Origin of the sequence: Eubacterium ramulus, from assembly GCF_045002895.1 — a bacterium.
In the GTDB taxonomy this organism is placed as follows: Bacteria; Bacillota; Clostridia; order Lachnospirales; family Lachnospiraceae; genus Eubacterium_I; species Eubacterium_I ramulus.
In genome coordinates, this window is record NZ_CP173382.1 from 3,347,409 (window position 1) to 3,370,170 (window position 22,762).

The window sequence follows — 22,762 nt, forward strand, 5'->3', positions numbered from 1 at the left end:
ATGGCAAAGTTAAATATCGTGCTGTATGAGCCGGAGATTCCGGCAAATACCGGAAATATCGGGCGTACCTGTGTGGCAACAGGTACCCGCCTGCATCTGATCGAACCTCTGGGATTTCGTTTGAATGAGAAGCAGATCAAGCGTGCGGGAATGGATTACTGGAAAGATCTGGATGTGACCACTTATGTGAATTATCAGGAATTTCTGGAGAAAAATCCGGGTGCAAAGATTTATATGGCAACCACAAAAGGACAGAATGTGTATACAGAAGTGTCCTATGAGGAAGACTGTTACATTATGTTTGGAAAAGAGAGCGCCGGAATTCCGGAAGAGATTCTGGCACATAACAAAGACAGATGCGTGCGGATTCCGATGTTGAGTGAAATCCGCTCCCTGAATCTGTCTAATTCGGTAGCCGTTGTGCTGTACGAAGCACTGCGCCAGAATGATTTTTCTCAGATGCAGCTGATGGGACATCTGACAAAGTTTGACGATTATATAGAATAATGTGCTTAAGCTATTTTGTGTGAAAATGTAATGATTCACAGAAAATGAGAAGATAAGCGTGAAAGAGGATTCTTACACATGGCATTTATTAAGGCAGAAAAGTTAAAACATAAATTTGTACGCCGGGATGAACAGGGAGAAATAGAAGATGTGACGCTGGCGCTGGATGATGTGAATATTGAAGTAGAAGAAGGGCAGTTTATTGCCGTTCTGGGGCATAACGGTTCCGGTAAATCTACTTTTGCAAAACATCTGAATGCATTGCTGACACCGAGCGAAGGTACTGTCTGGGTAGATGGAAAAGATACGTCAAAAGAGGAGAACATTCTGGATATCCGCAAGGAAGCCGGTATGATCTTTCAAAATCCGGATAATCAGATCGTGGCCGGAGTCGTGGAAGAAGATGTGGCCTTTGGTCCGGAAAATATCGGTGTTCCGACGGAGGAAATCTGGGAGCGTGTCGGAAAGAGCCTGGAGGCAGTCGGCATGACAGCATATCGCTATCATTCCCCAAACCGTCTGTCCGGCGGACAGAAGCAGCGTGTGGCGATTGCCGGTGTCGTGGCGATGGAGCCGAAGTGCATTATTATGGATGAGCCTACCGCCATGCTGGATCCAAATGGACGGAAAGAAGTATTAAACACGGTGCATCGTCTGAACCGGCAAAAAGGTGTGACAGTCATTCTGATCACGCACTATATGGAAGAAGTCATTGATGCGGATTATGTGTTTGTCATGGATGATGGACATGTAGTGATGCAGGGCATGCCCCGTGATATATTTTCACAGGTGGATACATTGTTGGAATACGGACTGGATGTTCCACAGATTACCCGATTGGCCTGGGAACTGAAGCAGGAAGGTCTGCCGCTTCCGGATGGAATCTTGAGCAGACAGGAACTGGTGGAGGCAATATGTCAATTAAAATCGAAAACCTGAGTTATACTTATGCACAAGGCAGTGCATATGAAATACATGCGTTAAAAAATCTGAGCCTTGAGATTCACGACGGTGAATTTATTGGCATTATTGGTCATACCGGTTCAGGAAAATCTACACTGATCCAGCTGCTGGACGGCCTGATCAAAGCAGATGAAGGACATATTTATTATGACGGGGAAGATATTTATGCACCAGGCTATTCTCTGCGATCCCTGCGGGGACGTGTCGGTCTGGTGTTCCAATATCCGGAGTATCAGCTTTTTGAGACGACCGTGTTGAAGGATGCGGCATACGGCCCGCAGAATCAGGGATTTTCTGAGGAAGAGGCATTGGAAAAAGCCAGAGAGGCTCTGGTGCGGGTAAAACTTTCTGAGAAATACTGGGAAATGTCTCCCTTTGAATTGTCCGGCGGACAGAAACGGCGTGCCGCCATTGCCGGAGTCATTGCCATGAATCCGAAGGTATTGATCCTGGATGAACCAACGGCCGGTCTGGATCCGAAGGGGCGGGATGAACTGTTTGACCTGATCCGGGAATTACATGAAAAGATGGACATGACGGTGCTTCTGGTATCACACAGTATGGAAGATATGGCAAATTATGTACAGCGGATCGTAGTTTTAAATCATGGAACATTGATGTTGGACGGAACACCTTCAGAAGTATTTTCCCATGTGCAAGAGCTGGAACAGGTGTCATTGGCGGCCCCGCAGGTGACTTATCTGATGAAAGATCTGGAAAAAGCCGGATTTCCTGTGGATACGACAGTGACAACGATCGAGGAAGCAAAGAAAGAGATTATAAAGTTATGTTAAAGGATATTACACTTGGACAATATTATCCGACGGAATCAGTCATTCACCGGCTGGATCCCCGGGTGAAACTGGTGGCGACACTGATGTACATTGTGTCTCTGTTTCTGTTTCATGATTTTGTGGGATTTATCGTGGTGACATTGTTTTTGATAGCCATTATTCGGATGTCACATGTACCGTTTTCCTTTATGTTGAAAGGTGTGCGGGCAATCTGGCTCCTGGTGGTCATCACTGCGGTGTGTAACCTGTTTTTCACACAGGGAGCGCAGACTTATTTCGCCTGGAAATTTATTCATATTACAGATACCGGTGTCAGCAATGCGGTCTATTTTACGATCCGTCTGGTGTATCTGGTTGTGGGAACCTCGGTAATGACGCTGACTACCACACCGAATAAGCTGACAGACGGCTTGGAAGAAGGACTGAAACCACTTTCTAAGATCGGTGTTCCGGTGCATGAGATTGCCATGATGATGTCCATTGCCATGCGTTTTATCCCAATCCTGGCAGAGGAAGCGGACAAGATCAAAAAAGCGCAGATGGCAAGAGGAGCGAACTTTGAAGAGGGTAATATCATTCAAAAAGCAAAAGCGATGGTACCGATCCTGGTACCGTTGTTTGTGTCAGCGTTCCGTAGAGCAAATGATCTGGCGACAGCGATGGAAGCACGCTGCTATCATGGTGGTGAAGGACGGACAAAGATGAAACCGTTGCATTATATTTCTGTGGATTACAAAGCGTATGTGGTGATGGTACTGTATCTGGCAGTGGTTATTGTGATTAGAATTTCTATATAATAACATAAGAGACGGATAAAGATGAGTGTGAAACGAGTGAAACTTGTGGTGGCCTATGATGGCACCAATTATTGTGGGTGGCAGGTGCAGCCAAACGGAATTACGATAGAGGGTGTTCTGAACAGGGAATTAAGTAAATTATTGAAGGAAGATATTGTGGTGATCGGTGCGAGCCGTACAGATTCCGGCGTACATTCTTATGGAAATGTGGCAGTTTTTGATACGAATGCCCGTATGCCGGCAGAAAAGATTTCCTATGCGTTAAATCAGCGGCTGCCGGAGGATATTGTAGTGCAGAATTCCTGCGAGGTACCACCGGACTGGCATCCGCGTCATTGTAACAGCCGTAAAACATATGAGTATCGCATTTTGAATCGCGAATTCCCGATGCCTCAGCGACGGCTGGATACATGGTTTGTTTATCGAAAACTGAATATTCCGGCGATGTGTGAGGCAGCAAGACGGTTCGAGGGAACACATGATTTTAAAAGTTTCTGTTCGGTAAATACGGCAGTAGAGGACACCACACGCACGATTTATTCCTGCGAATTAGAACAGCAGGGTGATCTGCTGACCATCCGTGTCACCGGAAGCGGATTCCTTTATAATATGGTGAGGATCATTGCAGGAACGCTTTTTGATGTGGGAATCGGTAAAATTGCACCGGAGGATATTCCAGCGATATTAGAGAAAAAAGATCGGAAAGCGGCAGGGCCGACTGCACCGGCTCACGGTCTCACTATGATTGGAGTGGAATATGAGATTCTGCCGGAGAACCTGATGAGGCCAGGTGGGAAATTAACTGAGAAATAGAGGAATAAGTTCCAAATTATATAAAAACTGCTGAAGAGAACGCAAGTAATCCCAAGCAGTTTTTTTCTGTTTAAGATACAATAGAAATTATAGTAACTAAATTGATAAAACTGTCATGCAAAAAAAGTTGTAATGATTGTATGAAAACGAAGAATACCACAACATTTGCGGACAGGTCTTGAACAGAAAGGGAGAGCATATGAGAAACAAGAAAAGAATCCTGGCACTTTTACTGGCAGGCGTTCTTGCATTTGGGGGATTACCGATTACTGCAAGTGCGGCAAACAATGTAAGAGACGGAGCGAGACCGGCAAATGGCACAACCGTGTCTCAGCCGTTTCCGGAAAAATTATTTCTGGGAGAGCACAATTCCACAAACGGTTATACCAGATTCCGTATTCCGGCGTTGACCACCGCAGCGGATGGCACACTGGTGGCGGCGACAGATATCCGCTGGGATAAATGCGGCGATGGCGGCGGAATTGATACGGTTGTTTCCAGATCTACAGATGATGGAGAAAACTGGTCCTACACCGTGGCAAATTATCTGGGAGATAATGGAAACAAGTTCAACTATTATTCCAGCGCATTTATCGATGCGGCTCTGGTTACCAAAGGAGATGCCATCTATATGGCCTGTGATCTGTATCCGGCAGCCATCGGGCTGAACAGTGCGGCTTATGCGCCAAAGACCGGAAGCACCGGATATGATGCGAATGGAAATTTGCTTTTGGCAGCAGTTACAGAAGACGTGAATGGAGTATCAAACTCTGCTCTGCGTTCCGTGGCAAGTTTCAGCTATCATCTGGAGAAAAAATCAGATGCAACAGCAGATTCTTATTATGAGATCAAAGACAATGAGGGTAACACAGTTGCAGGATATGTGATCGATGATCATTTCAATATTAAGAGCATAGAGGGAGAAAATGCAGTAGATACAAACCTGTTCTGCGGCGATTCTCCATATTTCCCATATCCGACGGATTTTATTTATATCGTAAAATCAACAGATAACGGAGCCACATGGTCTGCACCACAGCTCGCAAATGTAAAGAAGGAAAGTGAGCAGACACTTCTGGTTGGACCGGGACGTGGTATTGTGACATCCACCGGAAGAATCATGTTTACCTGTTATGAGTTTACCGGCGGAGACAAGAACAGTTCAATAATTTATTCGGATGACAATGGTGCGACCTGGCATCGTGGAGCGTCTATGTCTGCGATCAGTTCTGAGGCAGTTATGACAGAGGCAGACGGAAGAGTCTATATGTTTGTCCGCAGACAGAATGTTTACTATGTATCAGAGGATAACGGAACGACATGGTCTGGGCCGAAATCCATGGGCATCAGTTACAATAATAACTGCCAGCTGACAGCCATCACTTATTCCAAGAAAGTCAATGGAAAGACAGCAATCCTGTTTGCTGGACCATCCGATACAAGTGCGCGCAATTCCGGCAGGATCTGGCTGGGCTTGGTGCAGGAGAATGGCAGTATCCAGTGGCAGTCCGATCCGTATGTAGTGACCAACGGTTCTCATTATGCATACTCCTGCATTACAGAACTGAAAAATGGTGACCTGGGACTTCTGTATGAGTATGATGATAACAAACTGCAGTTTGAAAAACTTGCATTTGAGGATGTGGCACCGAATGTGTCAACCGACAGAGTATGGGTTACCGATGAGAATGACAAAGTCGTGAAATCTGCGGTAATGAAACCGGATCAAACAGTATCTTATAAGGTAAATACATCAAAAGAAGATGCTAATGTACAGGTTTCATCATCCAACAGAGCGGTTGTGGGCGCAACTTATAAGAATGGAAAACTGACACTGAAAGCAAGATCTAATGTCACAGGTTTAAAACAGGTAAAAGTAACTGTCACATCAGAAGATGAATCTGTGGTTATGAATATCACTGTAACAGATGCTGAAAATTACAAAGTCATTGATCTTGAAAAAGGCGAGACAAAAACAGTTGATATCAAAGGTGTAAATTATGCAGATACAGATCTTTCTTCCGTAGATAGTAAAGTTGCAAATGTGACCATCGATGGAACAGATATAAAAGAGACCATTGAAAAAACAAGTGCACAGCTTGGCACAGCCATTGCAGTTTTCAACGGGCAGAGAGTAAATCTGAATAAATGCCTGTATACACTGGAGGCAGGAAGCGGCACAGATACTTATAAAGTAAAAGCAATGGGTGCAGACGGTACGGCAATTTATCTGGGGCCGAAAGCTTCCAGCAAATCCGGACTTCCAAATGTAACAGCAAGTCAGCCGCTGATCACATTTACAAAAAACGCTTCTGATGATACATTCAGCCTGATGGATAATTCCACAGGAGGGGCAGGAAAATATCTGTATTTCCACCATACAAATGCATCCAAGCTTCATTTTGACAGACAGAATACAGCAGATGCAAACTGCTACTTTGAAATCTATATGCCGTCTGATTCAGCGTCTGATTATGAGCTGATCAACGGTTATAAAAAAGTAAAAAGTACTGCAGAACTGAAAGCGGGCGGAAACTATCTGATCGTTACAAAAGCAGATACGAATGGCAGCCGGTATGTGCTGGTTCCTTCCACCGGAACGGAAAAATATGATCATGTGGCAAAATTAGTCACAGAAACAGTTTCATCCAGTGAACAGGCAGTTTTAGCTGCATCCGATGTGGCAACATTTACTACAGAGAATAAGAAAGCAATTTCCGATAATCTGTATACATTTAAAAAAGTAGATGAAAACCGCTATGTTATTTCCGGACATACAACCGATGGAAGCACCACATTCTTAAATATCGGAACACCAAGAATTCCGAACCGGAATGTGGGTGAAACCATTGAACTGCAGTCAGGAAGTAATCAGACCATTGGATTTTATGGCACTACAAGCCAGCGTTATCTGTACTTCTGGCACGATGCATCCAGATTATACTATGACAGAAACTCCACACTGGCTGCACTGACCTGTGAATTTGAACTGTATAAACCGTCTGCAAATGCCCCGGCAGATTCTCCAATACCGGGATATGAACTCGTCAATGGTGTATCCGGAGTCGAGGATGGCGGCGAATATCTGATCACTTCAAAAGTCGGTGGAAATTACTATATCATGAACCCGACGCTGGAAAGCATCAACTACAAGCATGTGGCAAAAGTTTCCGATGAAACTTATGTAAATCCGGCAGCGACAGCAAGTTCTACCATTACATTTACCGGAGTGGCAAATGGAAGTACCTCTGTAAAAGTCGGAGATGTGATTTACTTTGTAGCAGTCAAAGAAGAAGGTATTGTATGTGACCATGCTTCCACTGTTGTGGTTGATACAAAAGAGCCAACCTGCGCAGAGGAAGGTTATACCGGAGATGAAGTATGTATTAACTGCGGTGAAGTCGTTGCAAAGGGTGAAGCCATCAAGACACTGGAACATCAGACAGAAGTGCAGGGAGCAGCAGAAGCAACCTGTACTGAGGATGGTTATACAGGAGATAAAGTTTGTACCGCATGCGGTCAGACCATCGAAAAAGGTGAAGTAATCAAGGCAGCTGGTCACAAGACGGAAGTACGTGGTGCAGCAAAGGCAACCTGCACAGAAGAAGGTTACACAGGAGATGAAATTTGTACCGTATGTGATGAGGTTGTCAGAAAAGGTGAAGTGATCGCAGCCAAAGGTCATAATTATGTAAACGGAACCTGCACAAACTGCGGACAGGATGATCCGGATCTGAATCGTACCTATGCATTGCGATATATCACAGTCGGCGAGCAGACCGGATGGTATTATGCGAACGTAAAAGGTGAAGTAGACAGATCTTATACCGGCGTTACTGCCAACGAATATGGCTGGTGGTATGTAAAAGGCGGCGTACTTGATTTATCTTATACCGGATTCGGTCAGAACGAGAACGGCTGGTGGTATGTAAGTGACGGTCAGGTAGATTTTAACTGTAACGGACTGGTAAACAGTGTATATGGCTGGTGGTATGTAAGCGGCGGCCGAGTAGATGATACTTATACCGGACTTGTAGCAAATGAGTATGGCTGGTGGTATGTAAGTGACGGTCAGGTAGATTTCACCTATACCGGACTTGCAGCCAATGAATACGGCTGGTGGTATGTAAGTGACGGTCAGGTAGATTTTAACTGTAACGGACTGGTAAACAGTGCATATGGCTGGTGGTATGTAAGCGGCGGCCGAGTAGATGATACTTATACCGGACTTGTAGCGAATGCATATGGCTGGTGGTATGTAGTGAAGGGACAGATTGATTTTGCTTACACCGGACTTGCGCAGAATGCATACGGCTGGTGGTATGTAGAAAACGGACAGATCGACTTTGACTATACTGGACTTGCAGCGAATGAATACGGCTGGTGGTATGTGAAACGTGGTCAGGTAGACTTTGGATATAACGGTCTGGCTCACAATGGACATGGCTGGTGGTATGTAGAAAACGGTCAGGTAGATTTTGCCTATACAGGAACTGTAACATGGTATGGTACGGCTTATAATGTAAAAAGTGGTCAGGTTATGTTTGGCAGCATCCGGTTCTAAGCAAACAGCGTGAACGCAGAATAAGCATTCCCCGATTCAAGTGCGTAGAGCATTAAGCGGTGGGTAAGGGGGGATGCTTATGCCAGTGGGAGTTAAAAGCTCCCACTGACAGGTCGCAAAGCGACTGCGTTCATGAGCAAGTAGCGAAAGCGGATTGCGAATGTCCGCTTTACCGGATTGCGAATATCTGCGTGACTTAAAAAGAAATGTGCTGTCACAGCGTTTATTGAAAATGTGTGGCAGCACATTTTTTGTATACTTTTGCAGGAAAAAATCGTTGACACAGGCTGTCTGCTGTACTATAATATACAAGTCTGACAAAGAGTGTTTTTTGTGTGCAAAAAAGCATTTCATATATATGCAGTCGGTTGGGACCCGACCGCAGGGCAGAGTTTTTGATGATTCTCCACAAGTCAGAGAAAACGATACCCGGATAATGCAGACACATTATTCAAAAATAACAGGCAGGAAGCAGATGTGTCCGGACATTCACATTTGTGGAAGCCGCAAATTTATTCAAGGAGGAAAAATCAATGAATAACACATTCATGGCCAACCCGGACAAAGTTGAAAGAAAATGGTATGTAGTTGATGCTACAGGATATACATTAGGACGTTTATCTTCTGAAATCGCTAAGATTTTAAGAGGTAAAAACAAAGCTGTCTTCACACCGCACATCGATACAGGTGATTATGTAATCGTTGTAAACGCTGAGAAGATTAAAGTAACAGGTAAAAAATTAGATCAGAAGATTTACTATCATCACTCTGATTATGTAGGCGGAATGAAAGAGACTACATTAAAAGAGATGCTGGCTAAACATCCGGAAAGAGTTATAGAGTACGCTGTGAAAGGCATGCTTCCGAAAGGACCTCTTGGACGTCAGATGTACAAAAAATTATTTGTATACGCTGGACCGGATCACAAACATGCAGCTCAGAAACCAGAAGTTCTGACATTTTAATCGGTGAAGGAGGTAAATAATCATGGCTAATACTAAATATTACGGAACAGGAAGAAGAAAAAAATCTATCGCAAGAGTTTACCTTGTACCGGGTACAGGTAAAATCACAATCAATAAAAGAGATATTGATGAGTATCTTGGTCTTGAGACATTAAAAGTTATCGTTCGTCAGCCGTTAGTAGCTACAGAGAACGTTGATAAATTTGATGTACTGGTAAACGTTAAAGGTGGCGGTTACACAGGACAGGCTGGTGCTATCAGACATGGTATCGCACGTGCATTACTTACAGTAGATGCTGACTACAGACCAGTTCTGAAGAAAGCTGGATACTTAACACGTGACCCGAGAATGAAAGAGCGTAAAAAATACGGTCTCAAAGCAGCTCGTCGCGCTCCGCAGTTCAGCAAGCGATAATCGACTGCTCAGACTATATCAAAATGGTTCAAAAAGCCCGGAAAATCAAGGTTTTCCGGGCTTTTGCTATATCTAAACGGGCTGATATGGTTTGACCAAATTTGGCAAAACGAGAGCCGTTTTCACCCAATTTTTAGTGGTTAAATATAGGACAACCGCCAAAAATGGGGTCAAAAAACAGCCTTAGTGGTTAAAAAATAGGACAACCAGAGAGCAATTTCGGGGGTATTTTTGAGGGCGATTTTGGCACTCTCAGACACCAAATTTTTCGCTGGAGAGTTTGGCATAATCTGACCAAATCTGAACAATTAAATACGATTCTAATGCAGGCACTCAGCAACAAATAACGTAAGCGTCCAATAAGAGGGTGTATCGAAATTTCTGGCTGTTGCATGTAAACTATTGATTAGAGTTTTGGGAGTTGACTCTAAAAACTCTAAATCTAATCTAAGGAGCAGGCTTATGGATCTTTCTTCTTTGACTCCAGACAAACAGGTGAAACTTCAATACTGGCTGGATGTAATACGGCAATGCAGGGCCTCAGGACTGACAAATCAGATCTGGTGTGAACAACACGATATCTCTTTGAAAAGTTATTATTACTGGCTTTCCAAAATTCGAAAGCTTGCCCTGGAAGAACTGCCCCGCAAGAAAAACGGCATCCACATGTGTACAGACCAACAGTCAACTGCTTTAACGGAATCCCCGGCTGAGTTTGCGGAGCTTTCACTTCCGGACAGAAACATTTCCCGTTCCACTCCTGCAGCCATACTTCATATCGGATCCATAACAGTGGAACTTTATGAAGGCACATCTGCCCAGATGCTGGAAAACATTCTGAAAGCCGTGCAGTCATGTTAGGAGATCTTTCCCATGTGGAGAAAATCTATATCCGATGCGGCTACACCGATATGAGGAAGCAGCTCAATGGCTTGCTGGATATCATCCAGTACAACTTCAAACTGGATCCTTACAGCAATTCCTTATTCCTGTTCTGTGGAAAGAGGGCTGACCGGATCAAAGCAGTCCATTACGAGGGAGACGGTTTCTGCCTTTTATACAAACGGTACGAAAACGGACGTCTCCAATGGCCGCGGACCGGCGAAGAAGCAAAACAGATTTCTGATCAGCAGCTGCGCTGGCTTCTGGAAGGTTTGAACCCGGAGCAGCCAAAGGCGGTTCAGAAATGGCTCCCGCATAAATCTGAAAATACTGAAAATCCTTAGAAATGCTGTGAAATCTGACGATTCTATGGTATAATAATCCTATCGAAGCGAAAGGGTTTTCAGGTTATGTCAGCTACGGAACAGGAGTATAAAAATCATATCAAAGAACTGGAACAGCAGGTCCGGCTCCTGAAAGAGCAGGTTGATTTCCTGACCCGTAAACTTTATGGAACAAAATCCGAGAAGACATCTACTCTCGAAATCGAGGGGCAGATGTCTCTTTTTAATGAAATCGAAACCTGTGCGGATCCTGATGCACACGAACCGGAGCTTGTTGAGATAGAGAAGCACCTACGTAAAAGGAAGTACACCGGTCAGCGAGAAGAACTGGTAAAAAATCTCCCTCACAGCAAAGTACTCCATACCATAGATGAAAGGGAACAGATATGCGATAACTGCGGGAGTACGATGGTGAAAGTAGGGGAAGAATTCGTCCGCACAGAAGTACAGTTTATCCCTGCAAAACTCAAGGTGATTGACCATTACCAGGAAACGTATGAATGCAGGTCATGCCGGAAAAACGGAACTCCTTATATGGAGAAGGCTCCGGTGCCATATCCTCCCGTCCTGCATTCTCTGGCATCTGCATCTACCATCACCTGGCTCATCCACCAGAAGTTTGAATTAAGCATCCCGCTGTACAGACAGGAAAAAGAATGGGAGGCTTTGGGATTACGTTTAAGCAGAGCGACTATGTCAAACTGGCTTCTGGTTGTCTATCGGGACTGGCTTGTACACATCGTCCACCGTCTGAAGCTGGAACTTCTGAAACAGAGATACCTTCATATCGATGAAACACATGTACAGGTGCTGAAAGAACCGGGACGGAAAAATACGTCCGATTCCTATATGTGGGTTTACTGCAGCATCAGAGATGCTGTAAATCCCATCCGCTACTTCGAGTACCAGCCGGGACGAAGCGGGAAATATCCGGAAGCGTTTCTGAGGGAATATGAAGGTTATATCCATACAGACGCTTACTCCGGATACAATGCAGTTTCAGGAGTAAAAAGATGTCTTTGCTATACGCATCTGCGCCGGGCTTTCGTGGATGCGCTCCCAAAAGACATCCATAATTCGGAAGCATCAAAACCTGCGGAAGCAATCCTCCGTCTGAATCAACTCTTTAACATAGAGTCAGAGTTGGAGGCGCTCCCTCCTGATCAGAAGAAAAAAGAACGTCTTATCCGCGAGAAACCGCTTCTCGAGGCTTTTTGGTCATGGGCAGAAAAAAGTGCCATCGGAGAGCTGCCGAAATCCAAACTTTCAAAAGCTTTTCATTACGCCTTAAATAACCGTGAAGGTTTTTGGAATTATCTGGAAGACGGGAATTGTTCCATCAGTAATTCGCTTGCGGAAAACTGTATCCGTCCCTTTGTGATCGGCAGAAAGAACTGGCTGTTCTCCGGCAGTCCGAAAGGGGCGGAAGCCAGTGCAGGAATCTATACACTGGTAGAGACAGCGAAAGCGAATGGGCTTGCCCCGATGAAATATATAAAATATATCCTGTCCGACATGCCGGGGAGTGCTTTTCTTGAACATCCTGAATATCTGGATGATTATCTGCCTTGGAATCCTCTTGTAAAAGAATTCTGTCGATAACCGTTGACCTTTTAGTATAAAAGGCTGACGGTTATTTTTCTATACACTGTTTTATTTGACGCTTACCAAATAACTGGGTGCTTTTTTCATTTCAGGGAAAAAGATTCCGGCGTTAGAAAGGGCCGTCACTTTATGATTTTGAAGTGGCGGCTTTTTCTATTTCCAGAAGCAATAGCAACAATTAGAAATGAGGTGAAGTCAATGAACACGCAAATCATTGCCATTGCCAACCAGAAAGGCGGCGTTGGCAAGACAACGACCTGTGCCAACTTGGGAATCGGGCTGGCGCAGGCCGGAAAGAAAGTCCTGCTGATCGACGGAGATCCGCAAGGGAGTCTGACGATTAGCTTGGGCAATCCACAGCCTGACAAGCTGCCATTTACGCTGTCAGACGCAATGGGGCGTATCCTGATGGACGAGCCGCTGCGCCCTGGCGAGGGTATCTTGCACCACCCAGAGGGGGTTGACCTGATGCCCGCCGACATCCAGCTCTCCGGTATGGAGGTCTCCCTGGTGAATGCCATGAGCCGTGAGACCATCCTGCGGCAGTATCTGGACACGCTCAAGGGACAGTATTCCCATATCCTGATTGACTGCCAGCCATCCCTGGGTATGCTCACGGTCAACGCCCTGGCCGCCGCCAACAGGGTCATAATCCCCGTTCAGGCGGAGTATCTGCCCGCCAAGGGCCTGGAACAGCTGCTCCAGACCGTAAATAAGGTGAAGCGGCAAATCAACCCCAAGCTCCAGATCGACGGTATATTGCTGACGATGGTGGACAGCCGAACCAACTTCGCCAAGGAGATCGCCGCCCTGCTGAGAGAAACCTACGGCAGCAAAATCAAGGTGTTCGGCACCGAGATTCCCCATTCTGTCCGGGCAAAGGAAATTAGCGCCGAGGGCAAAAGCATTTTTGCCCATGACCCTAATGGCAAGGTGGCCGAGGGCTACAAGAATCTGACCAAGGAGGTGATAAAACTTGAAAAGCAGCGCGAAAAAAGTAGAGCTGGCATCGGTAGATGATCTGTTTTCTACGGAGGAGAGCCGTGCCGATGCTCAGAGAGAAAAAGTAGTAGAAATCCCGCTGTCGGAACTGCACCCGTTCAAAGGGCATCCATTCAAAGTCAAGGATGACGAAGCCATGATGGAGACCGCAGACAGTATCAAGCAGTATGGCGTTCTGGTTCCGGCGATTGCTCGACCGGACCCGGAGGGCGGTTATGAGCTGGTAGCCGGACACAGGCGGCACAGAGCCAGTGAGCTGGCAGAAAAGGAGACCATGCCGGTCATTGTTCGGGATTTGGATGATGATGCCGCCACGATCATTATGGTTGACAGCAACCTGCAACGAGAAAGTCTGCTCCCCAGTGAAAGAGCATTTGCCTACAAGATGAAGCTGGATGCCATGAAACATCAGGGAGAGCGAGTTGATTTAACTTCGTCCCAAGTTGGGACGAAGTTGAGAGCCGATGAAATATTGGCTCAGCAGGCTGGTTCAAGCAGAAATCAAGTTCAGCGCTATATCCGTCTGACAGAGCTGATTCCTGAATTGATGGATATGGTGGATGAAAAGAAGATTGCCCTGAACCCTGCCTATGAGCTGTCCTTTCTCAAAAAGGAGGAACAGGTAGACCTGTTGGACGCGATGGACAGCGAACAGGCTACCCCTTCTCTTTCTCAAGCCCAGCGGCTCAAAAAATACAGTCAGGAGGGGCATCTGACCCTCGATATGATGCGTGTCATCATGGGTGAGGAAAAGAAAAGCGATCTGGACCGAGTGACATTTACCTCTGACACCTTGCGAAAGTATTTCCCTAAAAGCTATACGCCCCAGCGGATGCAGGAAACCATCATCAAGCTGCTGGAGGCATGGCAGAAAAAGCGTCAGAGAGACCAGGAACGATGAAAGGAGCCGCCTATGATGGATATTTCAGCCCGTGAGCTGAAAGGACACAACATTCTCGCCGTAGAGAGGTTTTGGGATAACACACGCTGGATGATTGAGTTTTCCGTCCTGCGTCCCAGCACAGCTTACGGCAGCCCCGGAGAGGAAATGCGGCTGTTTTTGACCGAGGATGGGTATCAGGCTGCCCTGCAAAGCCAGCAGCGCCGGGAGATCAAGATCAAGCGTTATGCTCGTGTGATTGAGGGACATATCCTCGATTTCAAACCGGGAAAACGCCGCCGCTCATAAACCCATACAACGAAAGGAAAGGAATGACTATGTGTACGGTAAAGGAAATTCAAGAAGCAATCCGGGAAGATTGCAAATCTCAGCATGACATGGATTCAACGGATATTGACCGAGTGATGCAAACACTTCCTTTCGCCCAGGAGGAGCCATTTACAGAGGCGCGTCCTCGAAAGCCGCTGTTTTGGTTCTATGCAAGAAAATTTGCTTTACTGGTTGGAGCATTGCTCACCATTATTGAAATGGCAATCATTTTCACAAATGTTATGTGGGTTGAAAAAACAAATATCTCAAAGTCCTTGAAAGGTGGATGTTTATGATTATAATTCGTGGCTTAAATAAAGCATTTGGAGAGAAAATAATTTTCTCCAACTTTAATTTGGAAATTCCGGATGGAAGTTTTGTAGTAATCAGCGGGGATAGCGGCAGTGGAAAAAGCACTTTGCTCAATATGATTGGTGGTATCGAAAAGCCGGATAGCGGCAGTATCATAATCGAAGGGCTGAATATTACCCGGCTTAAAAATAAAAACAGTTTTTTTGCGGATACAGTGGGGTTTCTTTTTCAGAATTTTGCACTGCTTGAAAATAAGACAGTTAAAGAAAATTTAAGTTTGATTAAAAAATCAAGCCGAACTAAAGTATCACTTAAAGAAGCTCTTAATCGTGTGGGGTTATCAAAGGAAGTTAACAAAAAAGTTTATCAGCTTTCCGGTGGTGAACAACAGAGAGTTCTTTTTGAATTTGATGAAAAAGTCCTTGACTTTTCGTCTCTGGCAAAACCGCTAAGTCGATTTTGATTTCCTGCGGTGCGCGTCTGGCCGTATTTGATATTGCGGAGCTGCGCGAGGTTACATCCTACGATGAGTTGGAACTGGATACGCTGGGAGACAGAAAAACTGCTCTGTTCCTCATTATGAGTGATACAGATGACAGCTTTAATTTCCTTATATCCATGTGTTATACCCAGCTGTTTAACCTGCTCTGCGAAAAAGCCGACGATGTGTATGGCGGCAGGCTCCCAGTCCATGTGCGCTGTCTCATTGACGAGTGTGCCAATATCGGGCAGATTCCGAAGCTGGAAAAGTTGGTGGCCACTATCCGAAGCCGTGAGATCTCAGCCTGTCTGGTGTTGCAGGCGCAGAGTCAGCTCAAGGCGATCTATAAGGATAACGCCGATACCATTATCGGAAACATGGATACTTCCATCTTCCTGGGCGGTAAAGAGCCGACTACCCTCAAAGAGCTGGCTGCCGTGCTGGGCAAGGAAACCATCGACACCTACAACACCGGAGAGAGCCGTGGCCGGGAAACTTCCCACTCTCTCAACTATCAAAAATTGGGAAAAGAGCTGATGAGCCAGGATGAGCTTGCTGTTATGGATGGCGGCAAGTGCATCTTGCAGTTGCGCGGTGTGCGTCCGTTTCTTTCAGACAAGTATGACATTACCAGACACCCTAATTTCAAATATACAGCTGATGCAGACAAGCGAAATACCTTTGATATTGAAGCATTTTTGTCTGCCAGACTAAAACTCAAGCCTGATGAGGTCTGCGATGTATATGAAGTAGACACGGAGGGCGTGTAATACGGTTCCGCTGAGAAAGGAGTGATCGTATCTATTTGCCGCAACTGCCTCTGTTGAGGCCATTGGCGTACAAAGCGGGCAATCATCAACAAAATAATGAAAAAGGAGGACAGCCGGAATCAGGCTCTCATATATCGAGGGCAGATTGTTCCGGCTTTTGTGCGCTTATGAAACAAACCTAACTAATCATTCAAATGATTCCGGCTAATATTATTTATGGCATTTTTTGAACAGGCAATTACCGTTCTTCAGACTCTCGTTATCGCTCTGGGTGCTGGTCTTGGTATCTGGGGTGTCATCAACCTGCTGGAAGGTTACGGCAACGACAACCCCGGCGCCAAGAGCCAGGGCATGAAGCAGCTCATGGCCGGTGCTGGTGTAGCCGTTGTTGGCATGGTCCTTGTACCTCTGCTCTCCGGGCTGTTCTCTGTCTAAGCGTTTCTGCATGAAATCCTTGCCGCTCCCGCAGTTCTGCGGGGGCGGCGGAAAGGAGGTTGACACCGTATGGATTTCTTACTTGAAGCCCTGACAAATTGGCTGAAAGAAATGCTGGTGGGCGGTATTATGAGCAACCTTTCGGGGATGTTTGACAGCGTAAACCAACAGGTCGCGGATATATCCGTACAGGTAGGACAGACCCCACAGGGATGGAATGGCAGTATTTTCAATATGATTGAGAATCTGTCCAACTCCATCATGGTACCGATTGCAGGTGTGATCCTGGCTATCGTGATGACCGTAGACCTGATCCAGATGATTGCAGACAAGAACAACCTGCATGATGTGGATACCTGGATGATTTTCAAGTGGGTGTTCAAATCAGCTGCTGCCATCCTCATTGTCACAAACACATGGAATATCGTGATGGGCGTCTTTGATATGGCGCAGAGCGTGGTGGCGCAGGCGGCAGGGATTATCAATTCGGATGCGTCCATTGACATTTCCTCAGTTATGACCGATCTGGAACCGAGGCTGATGGAAATGGATTTGGGACCGCTGTTCGGACTGTGGTTCCAATCCCTCTTTATTGGCATTACCATGTGGGCGTTGTATATCTGTATCTTTATCGTTATTTATGGCCGTATGATCGAGATCTACCTTGTAACTTCGGTGGCTCCCGTTCCAATGGCTGCAATGATGGGCAAAGAATGGGGCGGTATGGGACAGAATTACCTCCGATCTCTGCTGGCACTGGGCTTTCAGGCGTTTCTCATTATCGTCTGCGTGGCAATTTATGCTGTGCTGGTGCAGAACATCGCTCTGGAAGATGACATCATCATGGCAATCTGGAGCTGCGTGGGCTACACCGTACTGCTATGTTTTACGCTGTTCAAAACCGGCAGTCTCGCCAAATCAGTCTTTCAGGCACACTAAAACGGAAGGAGGTTTCCACATTGGCTTATGTACCCGTACCCAAGGACTTAACAAAAGTCAAAACAAAGGTCATGTTCAATCTGACCAAGCGGCAGCTTATCTGCTTTACGGGCGGAGCGCTTATTGGCGTACCGCTTTTCTTTTTGCTCAGAAAACCTACCGGAAACAGTGTAGCGGCTATGTGTATGATGCTGGTTATGCTGCCCTTCTTTATGCTGGCTATGTACGAAAAGCATGGACAGCCCCTGGAAAAGATCGTGGGCAACATTCTCAAAGTAGCTGTGATCCGTCCCAAGCAGCGTCCCTACCAGACCAACAACTTTTATGCCGTATTAAAGCGGCAGGAAATGCTCGATAAGGAGGTGTATGACATTGTTCACCGCAATAAAAAAATGGCTGCATCGGATGTTCGGAAAAACCGAGGAAAAAACTGTGCAGCCGGTAAAGACAAAGAAAAAGCTGTCCCGCGCCGATAAGAAGCAGATCGAAGCGGCCATTGCCCGCGCTAACCGCACGGACAAAAAAGGAAAATCTGCGCAGGACAGTATCCCTTATGAACGGATGTGGCCGGACGGAATCTGCCGTGTATCGGACAGCCACTACACAAAGACCATCCAGTTTCAGGACATCAACTATCAGCTATCCCAAAACGAAGATAAGACGGCAATCTTTGAGGGGTGGTGTGATTTCCTCAATTATTTTGACAGCTCGATTCATTTCCAGCTGTCTTTTTTGAATCTTGCGGCATCGGAGGAGACCTTTGCTAACTCCATTTCCATCCCGCCCCAGAGGGACGCCTTTGACAGTATCCGCGAGGAATACACCACAATGCTGCAAAATCAGCTGGCCAGAGGTAACAACGGTCTCATCAAGACCAAATACCTGACCTTTGGTATCGACGCGGACAGCATCAAAGCCGCCAAGCCCCGTCTGGAGCGTATTGAGACCGATATACTTAATAACTTCAAGCGTCTTGGTGTAGCTGCCAGAACGCTGGACGGTAAAGAAAGGCTTTTTCAGCTTCATGCGGTATTCCACATGGATGAACAACTCCCGTTTCAGTTTGAATGGGACTGGCTGGCTCCTTCCGGTCTGTCCACAAAGGATTTTATTGCACCAAGCTCCTTTGAGTTCCGCACCGGCAAGCAGTTCCGTATGGGTAAGAAATACGGGACTGTTTCTTTTTTGCAGATTCTCGCACCGGAACTGAATGACCGTTTGCTGGCTGATTTTCTGGATATGGAAAGCTCGCTCATTGTGAGTATGCACATTCAGTCGGTGGATCAGGTGAAAGCCATCAAAACGGTAAAGCGAAAGATTACCGACCTGGACCGCAGTAAGATCGAGGAACAGAAAAAAGCAGTCCGTGCCGGATACGACATGGACATCATTCCATCTGACCTTGCTACCTACGGCAGTGAAGCGAAAAAACTCTTGCAGGATTTGCAGAGCCGCAACGAGAGAATGTTCCTTTTGACTTTTCTGGTGCTGAACACAGCGGACAATCCCCGTCAGCTTGGCAACAACATCTTTCAGGCAGGCTCTATTGCCCAGAAGTATAACTGTCAGCTGACCAGGCTGGACTTCCAGCAGGAAGAAGGGCTGATGAGCTGTTTGCCTCTGGGTCTCAATCAGATTGAGATTCAGCGAGGACTGACCACCAGTTCCACAGCTATCTTTGTGCCCTTTACTACGCAGGAACTGTTCCAGAACGGGAAAGAAGCTCTGTACTACGGCATCAATGCTCTGTCCAACAACCTCATCATGGTGGACAGAAAGCTGCTGAAAAACCCCAACGGCCTGATTCTGGGTACGCCGGGTTCCGGTAAGTCCTTCAGCGCAAAACGAGAAATTGCCAACTGCTTTTTGCTTACCAGTGATGATGTCATTATCTGTGACCCGGAAGCGGAGTACGCACCTCTTGTTGAGCGTCTGCATGGGCAGGTCATCAAGATCTCACCTACTTCAACCAACTATATCAATCCGATGGATCTGAATCTGGACTATTCGGATGATGAAAGCCCGCTGTCACTCAAGTCTGACTTTATCCTCAGCTTGTGTGAGCTGATCGTGGGCGGTAAGGAGGGCTTGCAGCCGGTGCAGAAAACCATTATTGACCGTTGTGTACGGTTGGTTTACAACGAATATCTCAATGACCCGAAGCCGGAGAATATGCCGATTTTGGAGGACCTTTATAACCTGTTGCGGGAGCAGGAAGAAAAAGAAGCTCAGTACATTGCAACGGCATTGGAAATCTATGTAACGGGTTCTTTGAATGTGTTCAATCATCAGAGCAATGTGGACATTGATAACCGGATTGTCTGCTATGACATCAAGGAACTGGGCAAGCAGCTTAAAAAAATCGGTATGCTGGTGGTTCAGGATCAGGTATGGAACCGCGTTACCATCAACCGTGCCGCCCACAAGTCCACCCGTTACTACATCGACGAGATGCACCTGCTTTTGAAGGAGGAGCAGACCGCCGCCTATACGGTGGAAATCTGGAAGCGATTCAGAAAATGGGGCGGTATTCCGACAGGTATCACCCAGAATGTCAAAGACCTTTTGAGCAGCCGCGAGGTAGAGAACATCTTTGAAAACTCGGACTTCGTGTATATGCTTAACCAGGCAGGCGGAGACCGTCAGATTTTGGCGAAGCAACTGGGGATTTCCACGCACCAGCTTAGCTATGTGACCCACTCCGGTGAGGGCGAGGGCCTGCTGTTCTATGGCTCCACGATCCTGCCGTTTGTAGACCACTTCCCGAAGAACACCGAACTTTACCGCATTATGACTACCAAACCTCAAGAATTGAAAAAGGAGGATGAATGATTATGAACCCCAACATTTTGAATAAAAACCCGCTGATGTTTTTTGACAGGGCGGTAAATGCCCAGCGCAGCCAGCTGCTTACGGTCATGGCCGATGCGGTAAGTGAGTGCCGCACGGCGGCAGATCAGGCAGCCGAACTGAATGAGACCGGTCAGGTGGGGCTTCTCCGTCTGGCAGAGGTCTGGAGCGCCATTCGTGCTAAAGAAGGTATGGGCGGCCTGATTCTGGAAGGAACAGAGGCGAAGATCCTGTCCGATGTGGTGGCACAGTTTTATGCCTACCTGTCCGGCTGTATGTTCAACGATCCTGTGGGAATGGCCATTTATGCAGAGCTGCACTACATGATGTCCTCCCTCATGCTGGGAGAATGGTTTGAATAAAGAGCCGCGCCTGCGCTTTACTGATGAGGAACGGTCTGATCCTGCACTGGAAAAGCCGATCCGTAAAGCGGAGAAAGCTGCGGCCAGAGCAGATAAGGCGCAGGCCAATATCCCAAAGAAAAAGGTCAGGCAGACGGTCATTGACCCGGATACCGGAAAAAAGACCTCGAAGCTGACCTTTGAGGGCAAGAAAAAGCCACCCTCCAAAGTTTCTCAAGGAGTCAGGGAAGCTCCCGTTCATCTGGTTGCGAGCAAGCTCCACAAAGAGATCCGGGAAACAGAGCAGGACAATGTGGGCGTGGAAAGCGCCCACAAGTCCGAGAAAGCGGTGGAGACCGGTGCTTATCTGGTGCGGGAGGGCTATCGCAGCCACAAGCTGAAGCCGTACCGCAAAGCAGCCCAGGCAGAGCGTCAACTGGAAAAGGCAAATGTAAATGTTCTGTACCAGAAATCTTTGCAGGAAAATCCCCAGTTTGCCAGCAACCCTCTTTCCCGCTGGCAGCAAAAGCAGGCCATCAAAAAGCAGTATGCCGCCGCCAAACACGCCGGTCAGACTGCCGGAAATACCGCCCAGGCTGCATCCAAAACCGGAAAAGCCGCAAGGACGGTAAAAGAAAAGGTACAGCAGGCAGGGGCATTCGTCATGCGCCACAAGAAGGGTTTCCTGATGGCAGGGGTTTTGTTCCTCATTACCTGTATGCTGATGAATACCATGTCCTCCTGCTCCATGATGGCGCAGAGCATCGGTTCCGTTCTCTCCGGCACCACTTATCCGTCGGATGACCCGGAAATGCTGGCAGTGGAGGCAGATTATGCAGCCAGAGAAGTCCAGTTGCAGGAGGAAATCGACAACATTGAAAGCAGCCACCCAGGGTATGACGAGTATCGCTATGACCTTGGTATGATCGGCCATGACCCTCATGAGCTGGCAGCATTTCTGTCTGCCGTCTTGCAAGGTTACACCCAGCAGAGCGCTCAGGCAGAGCTGGCGCGTGTGTTTGCAGCACAGTATCAGCTGACGCTTACTGAGGAAGTGGAGATTCGCTACCGCACGGAGACCTCCACCGACCCGGAGACCGGCGAGACCACCTCAGAAGAAGTCCCCTATGAGTATTACATTTTGAATGTGAAACTCACCAGCAAGCCCATTTCCGCTGTGGCGTCGGAGATTCTGACCCCGGAGCAGATGGAAATGTATCAGGTCTACCGACAGACCATGGGCAATAAGCCGTTGTTGTTTGGCGGTGGTTCCCCTGACATGAGCAATTCCGAGGACTTGACCGGTGTACAGTTTGTAAATGGAACCCGTCCCGGAAATCCGCAGTTGGTGGAGCTGGCCAAGCGTCAGGTGGGCAATGTGGGCGGCTATCCTTATTGGAGCTGGTATGGCTTTGACAGCCGCGTGGAGTGGTGCGCCTGCTTTGTATCCTGGTGTTATAACCAGGCTGGAAAAAGTGAGCCGCGCTTTGCAGGCTGTGAGTGGCAGGGCGTTCCGTGGTTCCAGTCTCATGGACAGTGGGGCGCAAGAGGCTATAACAATCTGGCTCCCGGAGATGCAATTTTCTTTGACTGGGATTTGGATGGGACAGCAGACCATGTAGGTATCGTGATCGGTACGGATGGCAGCCGTGTTTATACCGTGGAGGGAAATTCCGGCGATGCCTGCAAGATTAAAAGTTATGACCTGAATTATCAAAGCATTAAGGGCTACGGCCTGATGAACTGGTAACAGAGATTTTTAAGAAGGAGTGA

21 protein-coding genes and 2 pseudogenes are annotated in these 22,762 nt (G+C 47.0%); all 23 read left to right on the forward strand.

What is annotated here, in order from left to right:
• The 23 genes and pseudogenes from trmL (at position 1) to ACIRUQ_RS15590 (ending at position 22,739) form a co-directional block, all read left to right on the forward strand.
• Positions 1–507: a tRNA (uridine(34)/cytosine(34)/5-carboxymethylaminomethyluridine(34)-2'-O)-methyltransferase TrmL gene (gene trmL, locus ACIRUQ_RS15480; RefSeq protein WP_021738944.1), complete on the forward strand. Its 507-nt coding sequence runs from the start codon at positions 1–3 to the stop codon at positions 505–507.
• 78 nt (positions 508–585) lie between these two features.
• A complete protein-coding gene (locus ACIRUQ_RS15485) occupies positions 586–1,446 on the forward strand; it encodes an energy-coupling factor transporter ATPase (RefSeq protein WP_021738943.1) in 861 nt (286 codons plus the stop codon).
• Complete coding sequence (locus ACIRUQ_RS15490) at positions 1,422–2,264, forward strand: energy-coupling factor transporter ATPase (RefSeq protein ID WP_022036457.1); 843 nt, start codon at positions 1,422–1,424, stop codon at positions 2,262–2,264. Before ACIRUQ_RS15485 ends, ACIRUQ_RS15490 begins: the two co-directional genes overlap by 25 nt.
• Entirely contained in the window at positions 2,258–3,061 is an 804-nt protein-coding gene (locus ACIRUQ_RS15495) for an energy-coupling factor transporter transmembrane protein EcfT (RefSeq protein WP_022036456.1), read from the forward strand. Before ACIRUQ_RS15490 ends, ACIRUQ_RS15495 begins: the two co-directional genes overlap by 7 nt.
• Before the next feature lie 21 nt (positions 3,062–3,082).
• Entirely contained in the window at positions 3,083–3,874 is a 792-nt protein-coding gene (truA, locus tag ACIRUQ_RS15500; RefSeq protein WP_055291045.1) for a tRNA pseudouridine(38-40) synthase TruA, read from the forward strand.
• A gap of 199 nt (positions 3,875–4,073) precedes the next feature.
• Positions 4,074–8,438, forward strand: a complete 4,365-nt coding sequence (locus ACIRUQ_RS15505; protein ID WP_055291047.1) for an exo-alpha-sialidase — start codon at positions 4,074–4,076, stop codon at positions 8,436–8,438.
• A 533-nt stretch (positions 8,439–8,971) separates the two neighbouring features.
• Positions 8,972–9,403 carry a 50S ribosomal protein L13 gene (rplM, locus tag ACIRUQ_RS15510; protein WP_022036453.1) on the forward strand — a complete coding sequence of 144 codons (432 nt, stop codon included), beginning with the start codon at positions 8,972–8,974 and terminating at the stop codon, positions 9,401–9,403.
• 22 nt (positions 9,404–9,425) lie between these two features.
• Positions 9,426–9,818 (forward strand): 30S ribosomal protein S9, encoded by a 393-nt coding sequence (rpsI, locus tag ACIRUQ_RS15515; protein ID WP_055291051.1) that lies wholly within the window; start codon positions 9,426–9,428, stop codon positions 9,816–9,818.
• A 462-nt stretch (positions 9,819–10,280) separates the two neighbouring features.
• On the forward strand, positions 10,281–10,679 hold the full coding sequence (tnpA, locus tag ACIRUQ_RS15520) for an IS66 family insertion sequence element accessory protein TnpA (protein ID WP_005422927.1): 399 nt from the start codon (positions 10,281–10,283) through the stop codon (positions 10,677–10,679).
• Positions 10,680–10,693: 14 nt separating this feature from the next.
• Positions 10,694–11,044, forward strand: coding sequence for an IS66 family insertion sequence element accessory protein TnpB (tnpB, locus tag ACIRUQ_RS15525; protein WP_158526524.1), 351 nt, complete (start codon positions 10,694–10,696; stop codon positions 11,042–11,044).
• Positions 11,045–11,110: 66 nt separating this feature from the next.
• Positions 11,111–12,646 (forward strand): IS66-like element ISRob1 family transposase, encoded by a 1,536-nt coding sequence (locus ACIRUQ_RS15530; protein ID WP_021739594.1) that lies wholly within the window; start codon positions 11,111–11,113, stop codon positions 12,644–12,646.
• 201 nt (positions 12,647–12,847) lie between these two features.
• A complete protein-coding gene (locus ACIRUQ_RS15535) occupies positions 12,848–13,669 on the forward strand; it encodes a ParA family protein (RefSeq protein ID WP_055290224.1) in 822 nt (273 codons plus the stop codon).
• Positions 13,626–14,552: a ParB/RepB/Spo0J family partition protein gene (locus ACIRUQ_RS15540; RefSeq protein WP_055290218.1), complete on the forward strand. Its 927-nt coding sequence runs from the start codon at positions 13,626–13,628 to the stop codon at positions 14,550–14,552. The genes ACIRUQ_RS15535 and ACIRUQ_RS15540 overlap by 44 nt, the downstream gene beginning before the upstream one ends.
• Before the next feature lie 12 nt (positions 14,553–14,564).
• Complete coding sequence (locus ACIRUQ_RS15545) at positions 14,565–14,840, forward strand: DUF5720 family protein (protein WP_005335947.1); 276 nt, start codon at positions 14,565–14,567, stop codon at positions 14,838–14,840.
• A 29-nt stretch (positions 14,841–14,869) separates the two neighbouring features.
• A complete protein-coding gene (locus tag ACIRUQ_RS15550) occupies positions 14,870–15,157 on the forward strand; it encodes a hypothetical protein (protein ID WP_055290217.1) in 288 nt (95 codons plus the stop codon).
• Positions 15,154–15,570 (forward strand): annotated as a pseudogene (locus ACIRUQ_RS15555) (ATP-binding cassette domain-containing protein); the annotation flags it as partial. The gene ACIRUQ_RS15550 and the pseudogene ACIRUQ_RS15555, both read left to right, overlap by 4 nt.
• 38 nt (positions 15,571–15,608) lie before the next feature.
• A pseudogene (locus tag ACIRUQ_RS15560) lies at positions 15,609–16,424 on the forward strand (VirD4-like conjugal transfer protein, CD1115 family); the annotation flags it as partial.
• Between the two features lie 216 nt (positions 16,425–16,640).
• Complete coding sequence (locus ACIRUQ_RS15565; protein ID WP_003525154.1) at positions 16,641–16,859, forward strand: Maff2 family mobile element protein; 219 nt, start codon at positions 16,641–16,643, stop codon at positions 16,857–16,859.
• A gap of 69 nt (positions 16,860–16,928) precedes the next feature.
• Positions 16,929–17,798 (forward strand): VirB6/TrbL-like conjugal transfer protein, CD1112 family, encoded by an 870-nt coding sequence (locus tag ACIRUQ_RS15570; protein WP_002576236.1) that lies wholly within the window; start codon positions 16,929–16,931, stop codon positions 17,796–17,798.
• A 20-nt stretch (positions 17,799–17,818) separates the two neighbouring features.
• On the forward strand, positions 17,819–18,274 hold the full coding sequence (locus tag ACIRUQ_RS15575; protein ID WP_002576235.1) for a PrgI family protein: 456 nt from the start codon (positions 17,819–17,821) through the stop codon (positions 18,272–18,274).
• Entirely contained in the window at positions 18,231–20,630 is a 2,400-nt protein-coding gene (locus ACIRUQ_RS15580) for a VirB4-like conjugal transfer ATPase, CD1110 family (protein WP_055290215.1), read from the forward strand. The genes ACIRUQ_RS15575 and ACIRUQ_RS15580 overlap by 44 nt, the downstream gene beginning before the upstream one ends.
• The gene (locus tag ACIRUQ_RS15585) at positions 20,627–21,010 is read left to right on the forward strand and encodes a DUF3851 domain-containing protein (protein WP_040005130.1); all 384 of its coding nucleotides are present in this window, start codon (positions 20,627–20,629) and stop codon (positions 21,008–21,010) included. The genes ACIRUQ_RS15580 and ACIRUQ_RS15585 overlap by 4 nt, the downstream gene beginning before the upstream one ends.
• Positions 21,003–22,739, forward strand: a complete 1,737-nt coding sequence (locus ACIRUQ_RS15590) for a CHAP domain-containing protein (protein ID WP_055290214.1) — start codon at positions 21,003–21,005, stop codon at positions 22,737–22,739. The genes ACIRUQ_RS15585 and ACIRUQ_RS15590 overlap by 8 nt, the downstream gene beginning before the upstream one ends.
• The last annotated feature ends 23 nt before the right edge of the window (positions 22,740–22,762 follow it).